Consider the following 13,014-nt stretch of genomic DNA (forward strand, 5'->3'; position numbering starts at 1 on the left):
CAACGTTATCTAATGAACCACTTCTATAGCATTTTTCTCAAATATTTATTTATATGTAAGCTATAGGTTTTCCAAATTTCGTAATCCTTACTGCTAGATTATACTTTCTTCATACATAAAAATGCCTTTGTAGAATCATTATTTTCTACAAAGGCATATAGTTTTAAAAATATTAACGTCCAATTACTTTTTTACTATCGGTTCAATAAATTCTTCTCCGCCATTTCTTCAATTAAATTATCATTTCCATTAATTATAATCCTTTCATCCTCTGTTGTCATAACCAGAAATGGAGGCTTCTCAGGATTTAAATAAAGCTTACATCGCCCATATCCTGATACATTAAATGTCCCTTTTAGCAGGTGTTCCATACCGGTTCCAACTACTTTTACGGTTGACGGTAAATGTTCTACAACCTCTACGGATCTGATTTCTTCTGTAGGTAGGTCAAGTTCTTCTGCTATATGAGTTACAACAATGCGATTATCTAAAATTTTTGTTGTTAAGGGGGTAAACTCTTCTTTTATTACATATATTACAGATATTGGCAATGTCAGCATACATACTATTGCTATAAGCGTAACGATTTTACCGGTCTTATGTGCCAGATTCATTGTCGTTCCAATACCAACCCTGTCGTTGACCAATATCTTTTTATCATCAGGGTTATAATAAAATAATCCATATATCCAGTGATCATCTTCATCCAGATATATAGGCCGCTTACTTTCTTCTGATAATTTTTCCTGAACATATCGTGTGGTAAACTCCGCTTTCACCGCAATATATATAATAATCCCCGAATAAATCAGTGTTAAAATCATACCTGCAAAATATGATATCTTACTGGTTATAAACATCCAAAAAACAACGGTGAATATACCTGAAGCCCATGTCATTTCCAACCAAAACTTTCTCCAGCACTGTCTGCGGATTCGTGTAATCCTTACATTGATATTCCAATCTTCATCCACGATTTCTGCTTCCTGCTTATAGATAACCTTTTGGAATATGGCCCCTAAAAGTGTAATTATAGTAAATGTACCACACCCTAGTAATATCCCTAAGTATTCCGGCTGTCCAATGGACGTAAACGCTTCATATGCAAGGGGAAATAAACTAATTATAATTGGGGGAAGAAACCAATAATGATTCACCATTTTTTCTGATTTCATTAATTCAGTTGTTTCTTTTAATGCTCTTTTAGAAAATTCATTTATATTAGCATTTTCCGACGCTTCCTCTAATACTCCCTTTATATTATCTGTTTCGTCTTTCATGCTTTTCAATCTATGGTGATATCTTATATAAGGAATATAAGGTACCAAAATAACCAACAAAATCCATAGAATCATGATCCCATAATAAATTGAAAACCATTTAATAAAAATTGGTAAAATTGGTATTGGAGCAAGTATTATAGTTAATATGTTCAGTTCCTTTTTATAAGCTGCTAATAATTCATCCACCCTGGGATCGTTTATTTTAGAATAAGGCAGCGTTACTCCAAGTACTATGTTCTTTTTTGGTTTTACCTCATTTTTCAGCAAAAAATATATAATTGGTAATACAGGATACATAAATATAATTAAAATAATACGGATAGACATTTCTTACACCTCCGCTGCAGATACTTTATAAGATATGGTATATAATTGTAATGTATCACTTCCTTTAACGAATGTAAATATGCAGAATGCCATCCTTTAAAGATTTATCTGCTTCCCCTTTTCTGCATCCCATATTTATGTCACTTTTTGTATACAAAAAGCATATCTTAATATAAGAAAATAAAGAAGGAATAATTACTATGTATTACAAGAATTCATATGTTTATGGTTCTTCCTATAGAGGACAAAATACCCGACAAAGAGATTATGGCCCGGAACCATTCGCAATTGATATAGAAAAAGCCACAGAAACTAACAACAACTTCCGTACTGCTTTATGGACCGGTAAGCATTTACAAGTAACCTTAATGAGCCTTAACCCAGGGGAAGATATTGGACTTGAAATTCACCCCGATAATGATCAATTTATACGCATTGAAGAAGGCCAGGGTCTTGTTCAAATGGGTGACAGAAGGGATAGATTGGATTTTCAGGAACGGGTTCGCGAAGATTATGCATTCATTATACCGGCAGGTAAATGGCACAACCTGGTTAATACAGGGGATAAACCACTTAAATTATATTCTATTTATGCACCGCCCCAGCATCCACATGGTACCGTTCATAGAACGAAAGCGGATGCAGAAGCAGCTGAAAAACACAAACATTGACCTTATTAACTGTTCTATATTCACATGCATACTGTAATCAAATTAAGATATGTCCTAAATTAATATAATAAATGGGCTGCTGCAAAACTTTTATTCTTAGTTAAGCAACAGCCCTTGATTTATATATTATATCTCCTGCATTTCCTGATCACAGACTTCCCTTTTCTTGTATTCATACATTTTTTCATCTGCAAGTGTTAATGCTTTCTCGAAATTCATATTAGCATCCGGTCCAATTTCACATATTCCATAGCTGAATTTTAAAATGATTCCATCCAGCTTTTCTGATAATAATCTTTCTTCAATTGACTTCATTTTATTTTCTGCACCGGCTAAGTCCAATCCTTTCAGTAAAATAATGAATTCATCTCCGGCAAATCTTGCTACTATATCAGAAGCGCCAACTGAATTACTTAAAACCTCGGAAAAGTGCTTCAACACCATATCCCCAAAAAAATGACCGTATGTATCATTGAAACATTTGAAATTATCTACATCAATCATAATCAAAGTCATACTTTTTCTATTGTATTTCATCTTTGCTATTTCATTATCATATTCTTTTTTTAAGGTTCTCCTGTTCATGACTCCGGTAAGTTCGTCATAATTCGCAAGGTATTTTAATTTATTTTGTGCAAGAGCATTCTTAATTGCCAATTCCAATTCACACTTAATTTGATCCATTAAATCTAAATCTTTTTGAGTAAATATATGATTTGTTTTATTGGAATCCACATTGATTAATCCTATTAACTTATTATCAATGTAAATTGGTGCGGATATAGTACAGCTGATATCCAACGCATTTAATCTTTCAAATCCTTCGATAGTATCCTTACTGGCATGTTTTCTATCAAATTCTTCCGGGTTATTTATGATGGCTGTCTTTTCAAACCTGTTTATTCTATATAAATATGTCTCATCTCTTTTAAGAGAAATTCTTTTTAATTCTTTTTGGAATCCTTTCACTACCTTAAAATTAAAATCGCCATCTTCATTAATTAAAAGTACACTGCCATTGGTTGCATTTGGGATTAATTCGATAATAGTGTCTAAAACAATAGAATAAATCTCATTTTCATCATTTGTTTTTGATATTCTATCACTGGTTTCGTATAGCTTTCTTCTCATTTTTTCATATCTATTCAAAAGTTTCTTATGGTTTAAAAGCAGTATATATTCATATACGGAAATAACTGCAACAAGGAATAGTATAAAAAAACTTATTGAATCAAAGACACGCAAGATAACACCCCATTTACACGAAATAATAGCTGTTTAAAAACATTTTCCCATTCCGTATTTATTGTATCATATAGTACAATAAATTCATAATCAAAAGTTTAGGACTTTTTATTCCTTTATTTCACGTTCCCTGAATAAACTGGAAACCACTTCATCGTAATCCCTTAATCTTTCGGCTTTTTTTATTCTCTTTGCATATTTTTCGTTATCCGGAAACAGCGTAATCAAATATAACCACAATTCTTTCATTTTGAACAAAACATTCCTGTCTCCGAATAAAATTCTTTGATATTCTTCATATATTTTATCATGGAAGTCTTTTAATAATTTCTTATTCAATTTTTTATGTTCTGTTATCTCCATTAACAATCCCGGATTTGCAATAAGTCCTCTGCCTAACATTATCTTATCTACAACGGAGAATTCTTCTGTAAAAGTTCTATAATCTTTCTCTGTAAAAATATCACCATTATAACAAACAGGATTCTTACTTAAACTCAGGGCATCTTTAAAAACCTTCAGATTCGGATGATTTTTATAAAAATCCTTTTGAATTCTGGGATGTATGATAAGCTCCTCCAAAGGGTATTTATTAAATATTTCGATTAATTCATAAAACTCCTCCGGACTGTCTTTTCCTATCCTTGTTTTTATTGATATTTTGGTTATGGAAGCGGAAAAAATTTCGTCTAAGAATGCATCCAGTTCTTCTTTTTTAGCAAGAAATCCAGAGCCTCTGTTCTTTGAAACAACCGTTCCAGAAGGACATCCGAGGTTTAAATTTATTTCCTTATATCCCAACTCCTTTATTTTCTTTGAAGCAAGAATAAAATCTTTTCCTTGATTGGTTAATAACTGCGGTATTAAAACAAGACCTTGATTGTTTTCCGGTAAAATATCATTTAAATCTCTATTTTTAAACTCTCCCCTTGTACTGGGTACAATAAATGGGGCAAAGTATTTGTTTACATTAGGAAAAAAGGTACTATAACTGTTTCTATACATGTATCCGGTAATACCTTCCAATGGTGCAAAATAAAATTGCATGTAAAAACGGCTCCTTACTCTTCACTTTTTAATCTCATTAGCCTGCTTTTAATAAAAGGCTTTTAATATTCTTTTATTATGATTATTACTTTAATACATCCCACTCTGCTTCCTTAAATCCCACCAGAATTACATCATCCCTTATTATAATTGGTCTTTTAACAAGCATCCCATCCGATGCCAAAAGTTTAATCTGTTCCTCTTCTGACATTGAGGCCAGCTTATCTTTTAGATTCAGTTCTTTATATAAATTACCGCTTGTATTAAAGAATTTTTTAATTGGTAATCCGCTTTTTGATATCCATTCCGTTAATTCACTTTCCTGTGGGTTGTTTTCTTTTATTGCTCTTTCTTCAAACGGAATATTGTTATTCTGCAACCACTTTTTTGCTTTGATACAAGTACTGCATTTTGAATACCATATAAATTGTGCAATCATGATTTCCCTCCTATATCTCCTTCTTATCAATATCTAATATGGTTTGTAATAGTACATTAGCACCTTTAAGGCAATTTTCTAAAGGCGTAAATTCCTTTTCGCAATGACTGTGTCCATTCCGGCTTGGAACAAATATCATTGTGGTTGGTATCATATCAGCAATAAACTGTGCATCATGCCCTGGACCACTATACATTCTCATGGAAGAATAGCCGTAATTATCTGCATTCTTTTCCACAAAATCTACATATTCTTTGCAAAATGCAACTGTTTTACGGGACCATAATTCCTTGTAACTTACGCTGCATCTGTCAACTTCCCCAGGAACATTTTTGATGATTTTAACTGCCTGGTCTATAACTTTAGAATCTTGGTGTCTCACGTCCAAAGTGAATTTAACAAGATCAGGGATTACGGTATGAATATTAGGGGAAACATTCATTCTTCCAGTTGTATAGACTAGCTTACTATCCAATTTATCCAGTCCATCATGTAAATACCGTATTACATTAGAAGCCGCAAACAATGCATCTTTCCTATATTTCATAGGAGTTGTCCCTGCATGATCTGCCTGCCCCAAAATGGTAAATTCATAATTTACCATTCCTACAACTCCTTCGACAACGCCAATATTCTTATTCTCTGCTTCTAATACGGGTCCTTGTTCCACATGCAATTCAACCAATGCCCCATAATCCTCTGCGTTCAAACGATTTGTAATTTCACCCTTGTATCCGCTGGCTTCCAACGCTTCTCTAAAGGTTACTCCTTCTGTATCTTTTGATTCCAACATAAGTTCTTTATCAAATTTACCAGCTATAACACCAGAGGACATCATGGCGGGGTCAAATCTTGCCCCCTCCTCATTAGTCCAAACAACTACTGTAATTGGATGGCGGTGGGGAATATTCTCCGTTACAATTGTCTCCACTGCTTCCAGTGCAGTTAATACTCCTAATATACCATCATAATTTCCACCCTGTACCACCGAATCCATATGGGAGCCCATCATAATTGCAGGAATATCTTCCGTTCCTTTTAAAGTGGCGTAGATATTAGCCATATCATCGGTTTTAATTTCCATTCCAAGAGCTTTGCATCTTCTGCAAAATTCTTCTCTTGCCTCCAGTGCAGCCAGTGATAAGGATAATCTGGTAATCCCCCCATTACCCACTGCTCCAAAGGTTGCAAAAGTATCTATTTTATCTTTTAATCTACGTTCATCACAAGTTGTCATATTAACCTCAATTCCGGTGCTTTAACACCATTTAATAACGAAACCATTCTTTGTACGCAGGCACAACTGCGCCTCACAATTGTGCCCCACAAATCTCCAGTTGACAAATTATTTTTTCAACCTATATCTTCCTAGTACGTTAGCCTATTAATATAAGCTATATTGATCAATCAGTTTAACAATGGATTCAACCATGCGTGCTGTCATTCCCCATATTACATGCTTTTCATACCGGTAAAATAATATATCATAACTTCCTTGTGCCCATGGATATTTTTCACCTTCAGGAATCCATTCATAAGGAAAATCTTCAGACAGCTTGTTAATTAGTCTGCTTTCAAAATGAGCCGGTTGTTGATTACGGAAAAACTCCAAAGGTATCTTAATGATTTCCTCCACTTCATCTGTACTAAAGGTATTATTATACTCTTTAATAACTCCTAAAAAAGGATACACCATTAAGTTAAAAGGAGATACAAAAATATCGCCCGGGCCTATTATCTCAATCTGCTCCTTTTGAATAAGTAATTCTTCCACTGTTTCACGTACAGCGCATTCCTGTAAGGATTCATCCAGCTCCAGTTTACCACCCGGGAAACATATTTCACCGGGTTGATGGCGCAATTTATCCGATCTCTTCTCGAATAACATAAAAATTCCTTCCGGAGTCTTTATAAGGGGTGCCAGTACTGCATATTTTCTGAACTGTTCTTCACCAATAAGTTCCGGTTGCCGAATCGAAAATTCATATTTATTCTTCATTCTTTCTCCTATTGCCCTTTATAATCTTATTACTCTTTATAAGCTTATTGCTCTTTATAATCTTAAGCCTTTAATATCTTTAATTCTTGAAATAATAATATTACAGTCCAGAGATAAAATCCCCGGCAATTTATACATTATATCATTTAGAAATGCTTCCATTCCTTTACTATCCTCAGTCACCGCATGAACATGAAGCTTGTTTTTACCGGATACCTGATAAATTTGGGTTACTGTATCATTGGAATTCAGAATATCAACTACCTTTTTATAGCTGCTGGGCTCTATTTCAATCTCATAATAAGAGGATACTGTACTGCTGATTTTTTGGGGATTGATAATGGTTGTATATTCTTCAATGATACCCCTATTCTCTAATGAACAAATCCGTGATTTAACAGCAACTCGAGAAAGTCCTACTGCTTCACCAATATCTACGTAACTCATTCGGGCATTTTTTGTTAGTAACGTAATAATCGTTCTATCAATTTCATCCAATCCTTTTAGGTACATAAATCATCCCCCATAAATATATTATTTTTTTAATCATATCACCTATAATAAAAAAAGACAAGAATACTGATTTTTTGTCCTGTTTATATTGACAAAAATAAAGTGCAATGGTACCCTGAATGATGTTGTATTCATAAAATTTATTATACTATATAGTTAAGCTAAAAATACAAACATTATACATTCAGAGGACTTAAATAACTATGAAAAAAGTTAATGATTTAAGACATGATTCTATTCGTTCTTTAGTAATAAGACTGGCAATTCCTTCTATGATTGCACAACTGGTAAACGTTCTTTACAGTATTATTGACCGCATGTACATAGGAAATATTCCGGAAATTGGTGATGTAGCTTTGGCTGGAGCAGGGGTATGCGGTCCCATTGTCACTCTCCTTTCCTCTTTTGGTACTTTAGTTGGTCTGGGCGGTTCCATTTTAATGGCTATGCGTTTAGGTGAAAAGAAAAAGAAGGAGGCAGAACAAATACTATCCAACAGTTTCTTACTGCTTGTCCTATTTTCTCTTGCGTTAACCGTTTTTTTCTTATTAATAAAAGATTATCTGTTAATAAAATTTGGTGCCAGTGAAGTTACATTTACCTATGCCAACACCTATATGACCATTTACACACTTGGAACTTTCTTTGCTTTACTAAGTATTGGGTTGAACTATTTTATTACTTGCCAGGGATTTTCCCTAATTAGCATGTCTACTGTATTAATTGGAGCAGTTACCAATATTATATTGGACTTTGTATTTATCTTTATATTTCATACCGGTATTGCAGGAGCTGCCTGGGCAACTGTTATAGCGCAAATGCTTTCCTGTGCTTTTGCTGTATCCTTCCTATTCGGTAAAAGAGTTCCTATTCGCATTACTTTTGGAAATTATTCCATCTCTGTTATGAAGAAAATTTTATTCATCGGTTTATGTCCTTTTATTATTCTTTCAACAGATAGCCTGATTATTATTATATTGAATGCAGTACTGCAAAAATATGGCGGTCCTTCCCAAGGGGATCTGCTTATTTCCTGCGCTACCATTGTTCAAAGCTATATGATGCTTATCACAGGTCCATTGATTGGGATTACCGGCGGAACACAAACTATTATTAGTTATAACTATGGTGCAGCAAATTCTGCAAGGGTGAAACAGGCGGAACGTCTTATTTTGCTTCTAAGCCTTGTATTTACAAGCTGTATGTTCCTTGTGTCACGTATCTTCCCATTATACTTTGTTAAGATATTTACAAGAGGACAAGCTCATATAAATTTATCTATTTGGGGAATTAAAACTTTTACCCTTGGAATTATTCCATTAAGCCTGCAGTATGTATTTGTAGATGGATTAACTGCCCTGGGACGTACCAAAACAGCTTTGGCTCTATCCATTTTCAGAAAATCTTCTTATGTTGCTTTTACTGTTTTGCTTCCTACATTATTTACAGCAAAACATGCATTCTATGCGGAACCTTTGTCCGATATAATTTGCGCCTGCATTACAAGCACCGTATTTTTACTTGTCTTTTCAAAACATTTAAAGGCCAGGGAAATATCGGCAAGAGAAACCGTGAAAACTGATAAAAAAGCTATCTTAAATCCTTCTCTTCGATAAGGAAAAGCTATTTTACTATAAGCCTGTTGCTTTTAACAGGCTTATAGTTTTATTTTATTTCTCCTTTGTTTATATCTCATATTTTTTATAATATCGTATTGAACTACCGGTACATCTTTCATATTTTTGTTGAAGTTCTATCAGATCCACATAATAGTTACTTATAATTTTACTGATATAACAAACACCAGGTGATGTATACTTTACCCTATATCTTATCATCCAGTGCAGTATCTTCCGCAAGATTCGAAAAGTTCTCCATTTGTGTTCCATTTGTGCAATTATCTTTCGCTCATTCACTTTGTTATCCATTCCTTTCGCTTTACTTAGGGCACAAAGTAAATAAAATACTTAGAGCCATAGCATCTTATTACTAAGTTCCCCCGATGATAATTTTTTAATATCACAGAGAGGTAAGCGGACTGCATACATATAATATCGGCTTTCGTTCAGATAATTTTTGCATATTACTTCTTCACTTTCCATATATTAATATTTTAAGTCGGCAAATTACGGATGATCACTATGTTCTTTCCCTTTATTTTCAAGTTCTGATTTATGGTTCAACTTTTAACACCCCCTTTACTTGTTTGCTATTATATAATAGCACATTTCTACTATAAATGCTATTACAAATATCCACAGGCAGACATTTTTTATCTATACTTTACTATGAATAGGTGGTGAAATGATGAAAAATGAACTTTTAGCCAAGAGATTAAAAGAATTGAGAAAAGCAAATAATTATACTCAGGAATATGTTGCTTCTTATTTGAATATCGGACGTCAGGCATATTCTCATTATGAGACGGGCAGAAATACACCAAGTACGGATACCCTTTATAATATTGCAGCCTTTTATGGCATACCATATCAAAGTTTATTTGAATTAATAATGACCGGTGACCACCCTTTTTCCTATCAGATGTCCACTGACCATGCTTCTGTAGTAAATGAGGTGTCTGACTTTTTAGAATATATAAACGCCCCTGAAAATGAAAAGAAATTAAAGCTTCTTAGTGTAAAAGAAAAAGAATTGCTTTATTATTTTGATAAATTAAAAACAAAGGATCAGGAAGATATTCTTGATTTTATTAAAATTAAAGTGAAAAAGAAATAAATGTTCTGAACTCCTACAGCCCCATGTAATCAATCTGTTTACATGGGGCTGTTGTTATGTTTATATTGACAAAAGGTAAGTATAATGGTACCCTAGATGAAGTTACATAAGTAAAGTTTACCATTGCATTATGAAACTTATGAATATACATACTTTAAATAATCCAATTCATAAGTTTTGAAAAGATAAGAAATAAGGTTGAAAGAAAATAAGGATATGGAGAGGATGCCACAAAATGACTCTTTCAACTTGATTTTTATGTGGCTGTATCACATCTGGAAACAGAATATGATATCTGCTTGCAGATGTGGGATACAACGGGGTTAATTATGAAAACAACCAATGATTTAATATATGGAAATGAAACCAAAGCAATGCTTAGTTTCGCCATACCGATGATTATCGGAAACCTGTTCCAACAATTATATAACGTAGCAGATTCGATTATTGTGGGAAGATTTATCGGACCCAGTGCACTTGCTGCGGTAGGGAGTTCTTTTACAGTTATGGTGTTTTTAACGTCTATTATACTTGGTCTTTGTATGGGAAGCGGTGCTGTGTTTTCCTTTTTTTATGGTGCTAAAGAAACAGACAACCTAAAAAATAGTTTGTTTACTTCTTTTTGTTTTATAGGAATAATCTCATTGATTATTAACATATGTGCATTGATATTTATTGATGAGATTCTCTCTTTTATACATATACCTGCAGAAGTTTTAGTTGATACCAAAGCTTATATACAGATTATCTTTTATGGTATTACATTTACTTCTATTTATAATTATTTTGCAGCAGTGGTTCGAAGTATGGGTAATTCTATAATGCCTCTTATATTTCTTATTATTTCAACTGTAATTAATATTGTACTGGACATTATATTTGTAGTACCACTTGATATGGGGGTTAAAGGTGCTGCTTATGCAACTATTATTGCTCAATGTTTTTCTGGTGTGGGCATAGCTGTTTATTCCTTCGCAAAGGTTCCTCAGATACGTCTGAATAGAAAACATATATATTTAGATAAAAATATGATAAAAAAGATTGCAAATTACTCGGTACTCTCCAGTATTCAACAGTCCATTATGAATTTTGGTATTTTAATGATACAGGGATTAGTAAATAGCTTTGGAGTTTCGGTAATGGCTGCATTTGCAGCAGCAGTTAAGATCGATAATTTTGCATATATGCCTGTACAGGATTTTGGTAATGCATTTTCCACTTTCATTGCACAAAACAAAGGGGCAGAAAAGAATGAGCGTATTCGCAGGGGAATACGCTCGGCAGTTAAAATTATTACCATTTATTGTGTCATAATCTCCGTTCTGGTATTAGCATTTGCCAAACCTCTCCTGCATATTTTTATTGATGCAAAGGAAACAGAAATCTTACATATTGGAAGACAATATCTTTTCATTGTAGCAAGCTTTTATTGCTTAATTGGCTACTTGTTTATGTTCTATGGTTTATTCCGGGGAATAGGAAAAAGCGGAATTTCTATAGTACTTACTATTGTCAGCCTTGGAACCAGAGTAATATTAGCTTATGCCCTTTCCCCTGTATCTTCAATAGGAATTGCAGGTATATGGTGGGCAATCCCCATTGGCTGGGGACTTGCGGATATAATAGGTATTATTAAAGTCCGATCATTATTAAGGACTCAATAGAATTGCCCAAGCCCTTCCTTTATCTTTCACATTAAGGAAGGGTTTGAAAACTTCTCTCGTGCTATTAAAGCCGCACCAATAGCACCTGCATAACGGCCTTGATCCATTGGAATCACATCTTTCTTTAATTTCTGAGATAAAAGTTTAGCAAAATATATACAATGACTTATACCCCCTGTGATTATTACATTCTTAGAAAGCCTATGTCTCTGACACAAAGAGGCAACTTTATTTGCAACGGAATCTACTACGCCAGCAGCAATATCTTCTTTATCCCGTCCTTCTCCCATATAATTTATAATCTCAGACTCTGCAAATACGGTACATAAAGAACTAATTGGTATCACCTTGCCTTTTTGTGCCATATCAAATAACTCATCAATGGTAATTCCCAGGCGGTTTGCCATTATCTCCAAAAACTTACCTGTACCTGCAGAACATTTATCATTCATAAGAAAATCTGATACTACTCCCTGTTCCATGGTAATTACCTTGGTGTCCTGCCCTCCCACATCTATTACACTACAGTCCTGCCCAAAAAGGTATATACCGCCTTTTCCATGACAGGATATTTCTGTAACAATTGCATTTGCATAGGAAACAGAAATTCTCCCATAACCGGTAGCTACCACAGATACATTATTACTAAAAACATCAATTCCATCTTCCATTAATTTTTTTTGAATGACTTTTGCAGTTTCTTTGCTATTCCAACCCGTTGGTATGGAAAAGTTGGTGAAGTCATTCTGTAAAACTGCAATTTTTGATGCAGTGGATCCTATATCTATTCCAATATAATACATACTATCTCCCTTTGCATGCTGCGTCTGCTCAGCAAAACCTATGTCTGTTTATATCAAAGTTCTGCTCAATATGGACTATATCAAGTACTTCTATATGATGTAGTGCAATATAGTTTCGGATTCTTTCTTCGTCTTCTTTTAAAAAAATTAATGACATCCCGCAGCAAGTACTAACGCTGCGGGGTGCCGGTGAAATAACCGTCTTAATATTCTCTTCTTTTAATCCCTGATACAAAGCCATACCACTGGTATGATTATGAAATAATATGTAATGCTTTAATTCCATT

The 13,014-nt window shown here is 33.8% G+C and carries 14 protein-coding genes; 4 read left to right on the forward strand and 10 right to left on the reverse strand.

Annotated features, from left to right (window positions below; all coding sequences use genetic code 11):
• Positions 1-194 precede the first annotated feature (194 nt).
• A complete protein-coding gene (locus RT261_RS15500) occupies positions 195-1,610 on the reverse strand; it encodes a PH domain-containing protein (RefSeq protein ID WP_313133822.1) in 1,416 nt (471 codons plus the stop codon).
• 200 nt (positions 1,611-1,810) lie between these two features.
• Between RT261_RS15500 and RT261_RS15505 the strand changes: the two genes are divergently transcribed.
• A complete protein-coding gene (locus RT261_RS15505) occupies positions 1,811-2,281 on the forward strand; it encodes a cupin domain-containing protein (protein ID WP_313133824.1) in 471 nt (156 codons plus the stop codon).
• Between the two features lie 126 nt (positions 2,282-2,407).
• Here RT261_RS15505 and RT261_RS15510 read toward each other — a convergent pair whose 3' ends face one another.
• The 6 genes from RT261_RS15510 to RT261_RS15535 form a co-directional block, all read right to left on the reverse strand.
• Positions 2,408-3,430, reverse strand: a complete 1,023-nt coding sequence (locus tag RT261_RS15510; protein ID WP_313133825.1) for a sensor domain-containing diguanylate cyclase — start codon at positions 3,428-3,430, stop codon at positions 2,408-2,410.
• A 204-nt stretch (positions 3,431-3,634) separates the two neighbouring features.
• Positions 3,635-4,573: a tRNA dihydrouridine synthase gene (locus tag RT261_RS15515; RefSeq protein ID WP_313133826.1), complete on the reverse strand. Its 939-nt coding sequence runs from the start codon at positions 4,571-4,573 to the stop codon at positions 3,635-3,637.
• Positions 4,574-4,658: 85 nt separating this feature from the next.
• Complete coding sequence (locus RT261_RS15520; protein ID WP_313133827.1) at positions 4,659-5,012, reverse strand: arsenate reductase family protein; 354 nt, start codon at positions 5,010-5,012, stop codon at positions 4,659-4,661.
• Between the two features lie 10 nt (positions 5,013-5,022).
• Positions 5,023-6,249, reverse strand: coding sequence for a Zn-dependent hydrolase (locus tag RT261_RS15525; RefSeq protein WP_313133829.1), 1,227 nt, complete (start codon positions 6,247-6,249; stop codon positions 5,023-5,025).
• 147 nt (positions 6,250-6,396) lie between these two features.
• Complete coding sequence (locus RT261_RS15530; RefSeq protein ID WP_313133831.1) at positions 6,397-7,011, reverse strand: NUDIX hydrolase; 615 nt, start codon at positions 7,009-7,011, stop codon at positions 6,397-6,399.
• 54 nt (positions 7,012-7,065) lie between these two features.
• Positions 7,066-7,524 (reverse strand): Lrp/AsnC family transcriptional regulator, encoded by a 459-nt coding sequence (locus tag RT261_RS15535; protein WP_313133832.1) that lies wholly within the window; start codon positions 7,522-7,524, stop codon positions 7,066-7,068.
• Between the two features lie 203 nt (positions 7,525-7,727).
• Here RT261_RS15535 and RT261_RS15540 point away from each other — a divergent pair, with 203 nt between their 5' ends.
• A complete protein-coding gene (locus tag RT261_RS15540; RefSeq protein WP_313133833.1) occupies positions 7,728-9,140 on the forward strand; it encodes an MATE family efflux transporter in 1,413 nt (470 codons plus the stop codon).
• A gap of 69 nt (positions 9,141-9,209) precedes the next feature.
• On the opposite strand, the gene RT261_RS15545 is transcribed toward RT261_RS15540, so the two are convergent.
• Positions 9,210-9,452, reverse strand: coding sequence for a hypothetical protein (locus RT261_RS15545; protein WP_313133834.1), 243 nt, complete (start codon positions 9,450-9,452; stop codon positions 9,210-9,212).
• 376 nt (positions 9,453-9,828) lie between these two features.
• Between RT261_RS15545 and RT261_RS15550 the strand changes: the two genes are divergently transcribed.
• Positions 9,829-10,260: a helix-turn-helix transcriptional regulator gene (locus RT261_RS15550; RefSeq protein ID WP_313133835.1), complete on the forward strand. Its 432-nt coding sequence runs from the start codon at positions 9,829-9,831 to the stop codon at positions 10,258-10,260.
• A gap of 329 nt (positions 10,261-10,589) precedes the next feature.
• Complete coding sequence (locus RT261_RS15555) at positions 10,590-11,924, forward strand: MATE family efflux transporter (RefSeq protein WP_442871781.1); 1,335 nt, start codon at positions 10,590-10,592, stop codon at positions 11,922-11,924.
• Positions 11,925-11,950: 26 nt separating this feature from the next.
• Here the strand turns inward: RT261_RS15555 and RT261_RS15560 are convergent, their stop codons facing one another.
• Positions 11,951-12,727, reverse strand: a complete 777-nt coding sequence (locus tag RT261_RS15560; RefSeq protein WP_313133837.1) for an acyl-CoA dehydratase activase — start codon at positions 12,725-12,727, stop codon at positions 11,951-11,953.
• Between the two features lie 28 nt (positions 12,728-12,755).
• Positions 12,756-13,013, reverse strand: coding sequence for a DUF3343 domain-containing protein (locus RT261_RS15565; RefSeq protein ID WP_313133838.1), 258 nt, complete (start codon positions 13,011-13,013; stop codon positions 12,756-12,758).
• Position 13,014: the final 1 nt, after the last annotated feature.

The organism is Anaerocolumna sp. (genome assembly GCF_032079385.1).
Lineage (GTDB): Bacteria > Bacillota > Clostridia > Lachnospirales > Lachnospiraceae > Anaerocolumna.

Bases quoted from the DNA above. Each gene is read 5' to 3' on its own strand.
- RT261_RS15500 (WP_313133822.1), bottom strand. From the start codon at position 1,610: ATGTCTATCCGTATTATTTTAATTATATTTATGTATCCTGTATTACCA.
- RT261_RS15505 (WP_313133824.1), top strand. From the start codon at position 1,811: ATGTATTACAAGAATTCATATGTTTATGGTTCTTCCTATAGAGGACAA.
- RT261_RS15515 (WP_313133826.1), bottom strand. From the start codon at position 4,573: ATGCAATTTTATTTTGCACCATTGGAAGGTATTACCGGATACATGTAT.
- RT261_RS15520 (WP_313133827.1), bottom strand. From the start codon at position 5,012: ATGATTGCACAATTTATATGGTATTCAAAATGCAGTACTTGTATCAAA.
- RT261_RS15525 (WP_313133829.1), bottom strand. From the start codon at position 6,249: ATGACAACTTGTGATGAACGTAGATTAAAAGATAAAATAGATACTTTT.
- RT261_RS15530 (WP_313133831.1), bottom strand. From the start codon at position 7,011: ATGAAGAATAAATATGAATTTTCGATTCGGCAACCGGAACTTATTGGT.
- RT261_RS15535 (WP_313133832.1), bottom strand. From the start codon at position 7,524: ATGTACCTAAAAGGATTGGATGAAATTGATAGAACGATTATTACGTTA.
- RT261_RS15540 (WP_313133833.1), top strand. From the start codon at position 7,728: ATGAAAAAAGTTAATGATTTAAGACATGATTCTATTCGTTCTTTAGTA.
- RT261_RS15545 (WP_313133834.1), bottom strand. From the start codon at position 9,452: ATGGATAACAAAGTGAATGAGCGAAAGATAATTGCACAAATGGAACAC.
- RT261_RS15550 (WP_313133835.1), top strand. From the start codon at position 9,829: ATGATGAAAAATGAACTTTTAGCCAAGAGATTAAAAGAATTGAGAAAA.
- RT261_RS15555 (WP_442871781.1), top strand. From the start codon at position 10,590: ATGAAAACAACCAATGATTTAATATATGGAAATGAAACCAAAGCAATG.
- RT261_RS15560 (WP_313133837.1), bottom strand. From the start codon at position 12,727: ATGTATTATATTGGAATAGATATAGGATCCACTGCATCAAAAATTGCA.
- RT261_RS15565 (WP_313133838.1), bottom strand. From the start codon at position 13,013: ATGGAATTAAAGCATTACATATTATTTCATAATCATACCAGTGGTATG.